We start from the raw sequence: 8,535 nt of genomic DNA on the forward strand, positions 1-8,535 counted from the left end.
GCGGCGGCAGCGTCAGTTTTTTATACTACACTGGATCTGTGGCCCACGCCCCCCGCACCGCCCGACGGGCCCCACCGTTCACGACCGGTGGCGCCCTTCCCGCTTTCCGGGCCCGGGGGCCCGCTCCGTCAGGCCGAGGCCGGCGGGTACAGCTGGGGCGGCAGCTGGGCGGCCGCGGCACGGTCCAGCAGCCACAGGGTGCGACCGCGCCCGTACGCCCCGGAGGCGGGCGCCTGGAGCTCGCCGGGGCCGGACAGCGCCAGCGTTACCGCGCCCGCCTTGTCCGCGCCGGCCGCCAGCAGCCAGACCTCGCGGGCCGCCCGGATCGCCGGGAGGGTCAGCGAGACCCGGGTCGGCGGGGGCTTGGGCGCCCCGCGCACCCCGACCACCGTCCGCTCCGACTCCCGCACGCCCGGGTGCTCGGGGAAGAGCGAGGCGACGTGGGTGTCCGGGCCGACGCCGAGCAGCAGCACGTCGAAGGCCGGCACGCCGAGCCGGTCGCCCGGCCCGGCGGCCGCGGCCAGCTCCTCGGCGCAGCGCGCCGCGGCGGCCTCCACGTCCGAGCCGTCCGGACCGTCCGAAGCGGGCATCTCGTGCACCCGCTCCGGGTCGAGCGGGACGGCGTCCAGCAGCTCGGCCCTGGCCTGGACGGCGTTGCGCTCCGGGTCGCCGGAGGGCAGGAAGCGCTCGTCGCCCCACCAGAGGTCCAGCCGGGCCCAGTCCACCGCGTCCCGGGCCGGGGAGGCGGCGATGGCGGCCAGCAGCGCGTTGCCGTTGCGGCCGCCCGTCAGCACCACCGAGGCGGTGCCGCGGGCGGCCTGGGCGTCCACGATCCGGGTGATCAGCCGGGCCGCGGCGGCCTGGGCCATCAGCTCCTTGTCGCGGTGGACGACCAGCTGCGGGGTGGCCGCCGTCACGACTGCGCCTTCCGGGTGGTGCGGCCGGGGGCGGCCGTCCTCCCGGCAGCGGACCTCCCGGCAGCGGCCTTCCCGCCGGTCGCCTTCTTGGCAGCGGTCTTCTTGGCGGCGGCCTTCCCGGTCGCGGCCTTCCCGGCGGCCGGGACCTTCGCCGTCACCCGGGCCGGGGCGGCGACCGCGGCCTCGACCACGGTCGGCGCGGCGGCGCCGGCCTCCTCGGCGGCGTCCTCCTCCGCCGGGGCGGACGGGCCGGGGGCCGCGTCGCGCAGCCGGTCCACGGGCGTCTTCACGGCGGACGCGTAGATGTCGTCCGGGTCGAGCCGGCGCAGCTCCTCGGCGATCAGCTCGGCCGTCTCGCGGCGCTTGAGCGCCACCTGGCGGTCCGGGGCGTCCGGCATGGAGAGCGCGCCCATCAGGCCGTCCGGGCGGTCCAGGGTGATGTCCCCGTCCTTGGTGCGCAGCCGCACCGCGGTGATGCCCGGGCCGCCGGTGACGACCCGCTCGACCGGCACGTGGAGCCGGTTGTGCAGCCAGAGGCCGAGCAGCTCGACGCTGGGGTTGTACGACTCGCCCTCGACCACCGCGGAGGTGATCGTGGTGGGCCGCTGGTCCAGCGCCGCGGCCAGCATGGAGCGCCAGCCGGTGATCCGGGTCCAGGCCAGGTCGGTGTCGCCGGGGGTGTAGCTCTGCGCCCGCTGGGCGAGCTGGCCCACCGGGGACTCGGCGGTGACGGCGTCGGTGATCCGGCGCTGGGCGAGGGCGCCCAGCGGGTCCTGCGCCGGGTGCAGCGGCGCATTGTCCGGCCACCAGACCACGACCGGGGCGTCCGGCAGCAGCAGCGGCAGGACGACCGACTGGGCGTGCGCGGCGAGCTCGCCGTGCATGCGCAGGACGACCGTCTCGCCGGAGCCCGCGTCGCTGCCGACCAGGATCTCGGCGTCCAGCCGGGTCTCGGCGCGGGCCCGGGGCGAGCGCCCGGCGCGCTTGATGACCGCCAGGGTGCGCGAGGGGTGCTCGCGGGAGGCGTCGTTGGCCGCCTTGAGGGCGTCGTAGGCGCTGCCCTCGTCGGTGACGATGACCAGGGTGAGCACCATGCCGGCGGCGGTGGAGCCGCTCGCCCGGCGGGCCTCCATCAGGGCTGCGTTGATCTTGCTGGACGTGGTGTCCGTGAGGTCGATCTTCATGGCCGGCGCCAGCTCCTGCCGTCTCGTGCGAGCATCTCGTCCGCCTCGACCGGGCCCCAGGTGCCGGCCGGGTACTGGGCCGGCTTGCCGTGGGTGTCCCAGTACTTCTCGATCGGGTCGAGGATCTGCCAGGACAGCTCGACCTCCTGGTGGCGCGGGAAGAGGTTCGCGTCGCCGAGCAGCACGTCCAGGATCAGCCGCTCGTACGCCTCCGGGGAGGACTCGGTGAAGGACTCGCCGTACGCGAAGTCCATGGTGACGTCGCGGACCTCGAAGGAGGTGCCCGGCACCTTGGAGCCGAACCGCACGGTGACGCCCTCGTCCGGCTGGACCCGGATGACCAGGGCGTTCTGCCCCAGCTCCTCGGTCGCGTAGGAGTCGAACGGCAGGTACGGGGCGCGCTGGAAGACCACCGCGATCTCGGTGACCCGGCGGCCCAGGCGCTTGCCGGTGCGCAGGTAGAACGGGACGCCCGCCCAGCGGCGGTTGTTGATCTCCAGCTTGATGGCCGCGTAGGTGTCGGTCTTGGAGCCCGGGTTGATGCCGTCCTCGTCGAGGTAGCCGCCGACCTCCTCGCCGCCCTGCCAGCCCGCCGCGTACTGGGCGCGCACGGTGTGCGCGCCGAGGTCGGCCGGGAGCTTGACGGCGCTGAGCACCTTCAGCTTCTCGGCGACCAGCGCCTTGGGGTGGAAGGACGCCGGCTCCTCGATGGCCGTGAGCGCCATCAGCTGGAGCAGGTGGTTCTGGATGACGTCGCGGGCCGAGCCGATGCCGTCGTAGTAGCCCGCGCGACCGCCGATGCCGATGTCCTCGGCCATGGTGATCTGCACGTGGTCGACGTACGAGCGGTTCCAGATCGGCTCGAACATCTGGTTGGCGAAGCGCAGCGCCAGGATGTTCTGGACCGTCTCCTTGCCCAGGTAGTGGTCGATCCGGAAGACCTCGTCCCGGGGGAAGACCTCGTGGACGATCCGGTTGAGCTCCTGGGCGCTCTCCAGGTCGTGGCCGAAGGGCTTCTCGATGACGGCGCGCCGCCAGGAGCCCTGCGGCGGGTCGGCCAGGCCGTGCTTCTTGAGCTGCTGGACGACGGTGGGGAAGTACTTCGGGGGGACGGACAGGTAGAAGGCGAAGTTGCCCCCGGTGCCCTGGGCCTTGTCCAGCTCCTCGATGGTCGCCCGGAGCTTGTCGAAGGCGTCGTCGTCGTCGAAGGTGCCCTGGATGAAGCGCATGCCCTTGGCGAGCTGCTGCCACACCTCCTCGCGGAAGGGGGTGCGGGCGTGCTGCTTGACGGCGTCGTGGACCTCGGCCGCGAAGTCCTCGTCCTCCCACTCGCGGCGAGCGAAGCCGACGAGCGAGAAGCCCGGGGGCAGCAGGCCGCGGTTGGCCAGGTCGTAGATGGCCGGCATCAGCTTCTTGCGCGAGAGGTCGCCGGTGACCCCGAAGATGACCAGGCCCGACGGCCCCGCGATGCGCGGGAGCCGTCGGTCGGCGGGGTCACGGAGCGGGTTGGCCGGGGCCGACGGGGGTTCTCCCGCGTCCGACTCGGCCGTCAACTCCGGGAAATCTGTGCTCACGTGATGGGCTCCGCGTGTGTGGACCGACGGTACGAAGTGGTCACTTCTGGTCGGCGAAGGAGGCGAGCGATGAGGTGACGGTGTCGAGCAGCTCGTTCCAGGACTGCTCGAACTTCTCGACGCCTTCGTCCTCCAGGACCTGGACCACGTCGTCGTAGTCCACCCCGGCGGCGGCGATTGCGGCCATGACGGCCTGGGCGTCGGCGTAGTTGGGGACGATCGTGGCGCCGGTGACCACACCGTGGTCGGCGGTGGCGTCCAGGGTGGCCTCGGGCATCGTGTTGACGGTGCCCGGGGCGACCAGCTCGGTGACGTACAGGGTGTCCGACAGGGCCGGGTCCTTGACGCCGGTGGAGGCCCAGAGCGGGCGCTGCGGCTTGGCGCCGGCCGCCTCCAGGGCCTTCCAGCGGGCGCTGCCCGCGGACTTGCCGTCGACCGTGCCGAAGACCTCCTCGTACGCCTGGTAGGCGAGGCGGGCGTTGGCGAGGGCGGCCTTGGAGCGCAGCTGCTTGGCGTCGCCGCCGACCTTGTCGAGGCGCTTGTCGATCTCGGTGTCGACGCGCGACACGAAGAAGGAGGCGACCGACTCGATCTGGGAGAGGTCCAGGCCCTTGGCCTTGGCGGACTCCAGGCCGGTCAGGTAGGCGTCGATGACGGCCTTGTAGCGCTCCAGCGAGAAGATCAGCGTGACGTTGACGCTGATGCCCTTGCCGATGACCTCGGCGATGGCGGGCAGGCCGGCCTTGGTGGCGGGGATCTTGATGAACACGTTCGGGCGGTCGACCAGCCACCACAGCTGCTTGGCCTCGGCCACGGTGGCGGCGGTCTCGTGCGCCAGGCGCGGGTCGACCTCGATGGAGACCCGGCCGTCGCGGCCGTTGGACGCGTCGTAGACCGGGCGCAGCACGTCGGCGGCGTCGCGCACGTCCGAGGTGGTGATCATGCGGACGGCCTCGTCCGTGGTGACCTTGCGGACGGCGAGGTCGCGCAGCTGGCCGTCGTAGGAGGAGTCGCCGCCGCCGATGGCCTTCTGGAAGATGGTCGGGTTGGTGGTGACACCCACCACGTGCTTGTTCTGCACCAGCTCGGCGAGGTTGCCGGTGTTCAGCCGCTTGCGGCTGAGGTCGTCCAGCCAGATCGCCACGCCTTCGTCGCTGAGGCGCTTCAGTGCGTCAGTCATGGTGCTTCAGTCCTTCTTGTTCATCGGTGTGGGGTCGGCGGGCGGGCCGGGGCGCCCCGGGTGGGGGGGGGGGCCCCCGCCCCCGCGGGGGTATCGGGTGTGCCCATAGGGCGAGCGCCCGGGGGTGTGGGGCACCCCCACCACCCCCGCCCCCGGCAGGCCGAACTCCTCGAAGAGCACCTTGTAGTCGGCGGAGGCGCCGAAGTGCTCCAGCGAGACGATCCGGCCGTGGTCGCCGACCAGCTCGCGCCAGCCCTGGGCGATGCCGGCCTCGACCGAGACGCGGGCCTTGACGGTCGGCGGTAGGACGCTGTCGCGGTACGCCTGGTCCTGCTCCTGGAACCACTCGAAGGACGGGAGCGAGACGACCCGGGTCGCGATGCCCTCGGCCTCCAGCACCTCGCGGGCCCTGACGGCCAGCTGGACCTCGGAGCCGGTGCCGATCAGGATCACCTGCGGGATGCCCTCCGACGCCTCGGCGAGCACGTAGCCGCCCTTGGCGGTGAGCTCGGCGGAGGCGAACACCTCGCGGTCGAAGGTCGGGACGTTCTGGCGGGTGAGCGCCAGGCCGACCGGGCCCGGGTGGGTGGTCTGCCGCTCGATCACGGTGCGCCAGGCGACGGCGGTCTCGTTGGCGTCGGCCGGGCGGACCATGGTCAGCCCGGGGATGGCGCGCAGCGAGGCCAGGTGCTCGACCGGCTGGTGGGTCGGGCCGTCCTCGCCGAGGCCGATCGAGTCGTGCGTCCAGACGTAGGTGACCGGCAGCTTCATCAGCGCGGCCAGGCGGACGGCCGGGCGCATGTAGTCGGCGAAGACCAGGAAGGTGCCGCCGAAGACGCGGGTGCGGCCGTGCAGCGCGATGCCGTTCATGGTGGAGCCCATGGCGTGCTCGCGGATCCCGAAGTGGATCGTCCGGCCGTAGGGGCTCGCGGACTTGAGCGGGTTGTCCGTGGGGAGGAAGGAGCTGTCCTCCTCGATGGTGGTGAGGTTGGACTCCGCGAGGTCGGCCGAGCCGCCCCACAGCTCCGGGATCACCGAGCCGATCGCCTTGAGGGTCTCGCCGGACGCCTTGCGGGTGGCGACCTCCTTGCCCGGCTCGAAGACCGGGACGGCCTTCTTCCAGCCCTCGGGCAGCTCGCCGGCCACGATGCGGTCGAACTCGGCGGCGCGGTGCGGCTGGGCCTCGCGCCAGGCGGCGAAGGACTGCTCCCACTCGGTGCGGGCGGCCTTGCCGCGCTTGATCACCAGGCGGGCGTGCTCGATGACCTTGTCGCTGACCTCGAAGGTCTTCTCCGGGTCGAAGCCCAGGACCTTCTTGGTGGCGGCGATCTCGGCGGCGCCGAGCGCGGAGCCGTGCGCCTTGGCGGTGTTCTGCGCGTCCGGGGCCGGCCAGGCGATGATCGTGCGCATAGCGATCATCGACGGGCGGGCGGTCTCGGCGCGGGCGGCCTCCAGGGCCTCGGCCAGGGCGGCCACGTCGATGTCGCCGTTGGACTTCGGGGCGACCCGCTGGACGTGCCAGCCGTACGCCTCGTACCGCTTGAGGACGTCCTCGGAGAAGGCGGTCTCGGTGTCGCCCTCGATGGAGATGTGGTTGTCGTCGTACAGGGCGACCAGGTTGCCGAGCTTCTGGTGGCCGGCGAGCGAGGACGCCTCGGCGGAGATGCCCTCCTCCAGGTCGCCGTCGGAGACGATGGCCCAGATGGTGTGGTCGAACGGCGAGCTGCCGGCCGGGGCCTCCGGGTCGAAGAGGCCGCGCTCGTAGCGGGCGGCCATCGCCATGCCGACCGCGTTGGCGATGCCCTGGCCGAGCGGTCCCGTGGTGGTCTCGACACCGGCGGTGTGGCCGAACTCCGGGTGGCCCGGGGTGCGGCTGCCGGCGACGCGGAAGGCCTTGAGGTCGTCCAGCTCCAGGCCGTAGCCGGAGAGGTAGAGCTGGGTGTAGAGGGTCAGGCTGGTGTGCCCGGGGGACAGCACGAACCGGTCCCGGCCCGCCCACTCGGGGTCGGTCGGGTCGTGCCGCAGGAAGCGCTGGAAGATCAGGTACGCCGCCGGGGCCAGCGACATGGCCGTCCCGGGGTGTCCGTTGCCGACCTTCTGGACCGCGTCCATCGCCAGGACGCGGGCGGTGTCGACCGTACGTTCGTCCAGCTCGGACCACTCGAATGCATTCGTCGGCGTCGTGCTCACCCTGTCTCAGGGCTCCTTCCGTTGTGAAGAGTGACCCCGTGAATTGGGGACCGGGTCGGCCACGTCGCTGTGGCCCGACGCTTGGGTGGTGCCGGTCACGGAGGGTAGATCCCGCTTCTGGAACGGGAGCCTACCGCCCGGGCCGGGGCTCACCCTCCGTGCTTGCACAACCCGTCTCCTCCGAGCCTGATTCCCCCTGTTTGATCCCACGAGGGGATCGCTGGGAATTTTGTCCCAGCCTCTCCCGCTCCGAACGGGTTTGCGCGTCCGGTGGTCGAGACGGGGGACCGGTGTCCTGCGAGGTCGGGTTCGTGGGTTCACCCAGGGGTGTGCGATCCGCCCCGCCGGGGGACCCCGGAGCCGGTGGGGAGATATGGAGCGTCTATGGTGTCGTGGTACGCGCAGAGCGGACGATTCGGGAACTCCGTTCCCGTGGACGCCTGCGAAGCTTCATCTTCAGTTGGGGTGTTAGTGACCGCCGTCGAATCCCGTCCCGCCGGGGTCACCGGGGCGACGCCTGCGCACCGGCCGTTCGGGGCCCGTGTCGGTGCATTCGTCGCACTGACCAAGCCTCGGATCATCGAGCTGCTGCTGATCACCACCGTTCCGGTGATGTTCCTGGCGCAGCGCGGCGTGCCGGACCCGCTGCTGGTGCTCCAGGTGGTCGTCGGCGGCTACCTCTCGGCGGGCGGCGCCAACGCCCTCAACATGTACATCGACCGGGACATCGACGCGGTGATGTCGCGCACCGAGCGGCGCCCGATCGTCACCGGCATGGTCTCGCCGCGCGAGGCGCTGGTCTTCGGCATCGCCCTCGGGGTGCTGTCGACGCTCTGGCTGGGCTACCTGGTCAACTGGCTGTCCTCGGCGCTGGCCCTCGGGGCACTCCTCTTCTACGTCTTCGTGTACACCCTCGGGCTGAAGCGCCGGACCGCCCAGAACATCGTCTGGGGCGGCATCGCCGGCTGCATGCCGGTCTTCGTCGGCTGGGCCGCGGTGACGAACGCGCTGTCCTGGTCGGCGCTGGTGCTCTTCCTCGTCATCTTCTTCTGGACGCCGCCGCACTACTGGCCGCTGTCGATGAAGGTGCGCGACGACTACGCCCGGGCCGGGGTGCCGATGCTCCCGGTGATCAAGGGCAACCTGGCGGTGGCCCGGCAGATCGTCGCCTACTCGTGGGTGATGGTCGGCGTCTCGCTGCTGCTCTGGCCGCTGGCCGAGACCAGCTGGCTGTACCCGGTCTCCGCGGTGCTGCTCGGCGCGGCCTGGCTGAAGGAGGCGCACGGGCTGCACGCCCGGGCCAAGGCCGGGGTCGTCGGCGCGAAGCTGAAGGAGATGCGGCTGTTCCACTGGTCGATCACCTACCTGACGCTGCTGTTCGTGGTGATCGCGGTGGACCCCTTCGTCAAGTAGTCCGCAGCGAAGCGGTCCGCAGCGCGCGAGGTGTACGGCGGGGCCCCGGGCGAAGCGACCGGGGGCCCCCCGGTGGG

The 8,535-nt window shown here is 72.1% G+C and carries 6 protein-coding genes; 1 reads left to right on the top strand and 5 read right to left on the bottom strand.

Going from position 1 to position 8,535, the window contains the following annotated elements; all coding sequences use genetic code 11:
* Nucleotides 1-128 precede the first annotated feature (128 nt).
* The 5 genes from pgl to tkt all read right to left on the bottom strand — a co-directional run bounded on the left by pgl (nt 129) and on the right by tkt (nt 7,045).
* Nucleotides 129-869, bottom strand: coding sequence for a 6-phosphogluconolactonase (gene pgl, locus ACWGB8_RS20595; RefSeq protein ID WP_452214971.1), 741 nt, complete (start codon nt 867-869; stop codon nt 129-131).
* Between the two features lie 44 nt (nt 870-913).
* On the bottom strand, nt 914-2,101 hold the full coding sequence (gene opcA / locus ACWGB8_RS20600) for a glucose-6-phosphate dehydrogenase assembly protein OpcA (protein ID WP_452214964.1): 1,188 nt from the start codon (nt 2,099-2,101) through the stop codon (nt 914-916).
* Nucleotides 2,098-3,654 carry a glucose-6-phosphate dehydrogenase gene (zwf, locus tag ACWGB8_RS20605; protein ID WP_452214972.1) on the bottom strand — a complete coding sequence of 519 codons (1,557 nt, stop codon included), beginning with the start codon at nt 3,652-3,654 and terminating at the stop codon, nt 2,098-2,100. The genes opcA and zwf overlap by 4 nt, the downstream gene beginning before the upstream one ends.
* Before the next feature lie 61 nt (nt 3,655-3,715).
* Nucleotides 3,716-4,855 carry a transaldolase gene (gene tal, locus ACWGB8_RS20610; protein ID WP_452214965.1) on the bottom strand — a complete coding sequence of 380 codons (1,140 nt, stop codon included), beginning with the start codon at nt 4,853-4,855 and terminating at the stop codon, nt 3,716-3,718.
* Between the two features lie 6 nt (nt 4,856-4,861).
* Nucleotides 4,862-7,045: a transketolase gene (tkt, locus tag ACWGB8_RS20615; protein WP_452214966.1), complete on the bottom strand. Its 2,184-nt coding sequence runs from the start codon at nt 7,043-7,045 to the stop codon at nt 4,862-4,864.
* A 471-nt stretch (nt 7,046-7,516) separates the two neighbouring features.
* Here tkt and ACWGB8_RS20620 point away from each other — a divergent pair, with 471 nt between their 5' ends.
* Entirely contained in the window at nt 7,517-8,458 is a 942-nt protein-coding gene (locus tag ACWGB8_RS20620) for a heme o synthase (protein ID WP_452214967.1), read from the top strand.
* Nucleotides 8,459-8,535 lie beyond the last annotated feature (77 nt).

It is taken from the genome of Kitasatospora sp. NPDC054939, from assembly GCF_053610105.1.

What these genes read in the sequence shown, in the direction of transcription:
- tal (WP_452214965.1), bottom strand. Translation starts at nt 4,855, where the DNA reads ATGACTGACGCACTGAAGCGCCTCAGCGACGAAGGCGTGGCGATCTGG.
- opcA (WP_452214964.1), bottom strand. Translation starts at nt 2,101, where the DNA reads ATGAAGATCGACCTCACGGACACCACGTCCAGCAAGATCAACGCAGCC.
- pgl (WP_452214971.1), bottom strand. Translation starts at nt 869, where the DNA reads ATGGCCCAGGCCGCCGCGGCCCGGCTGATCACCCGGATCGTGGACGCC.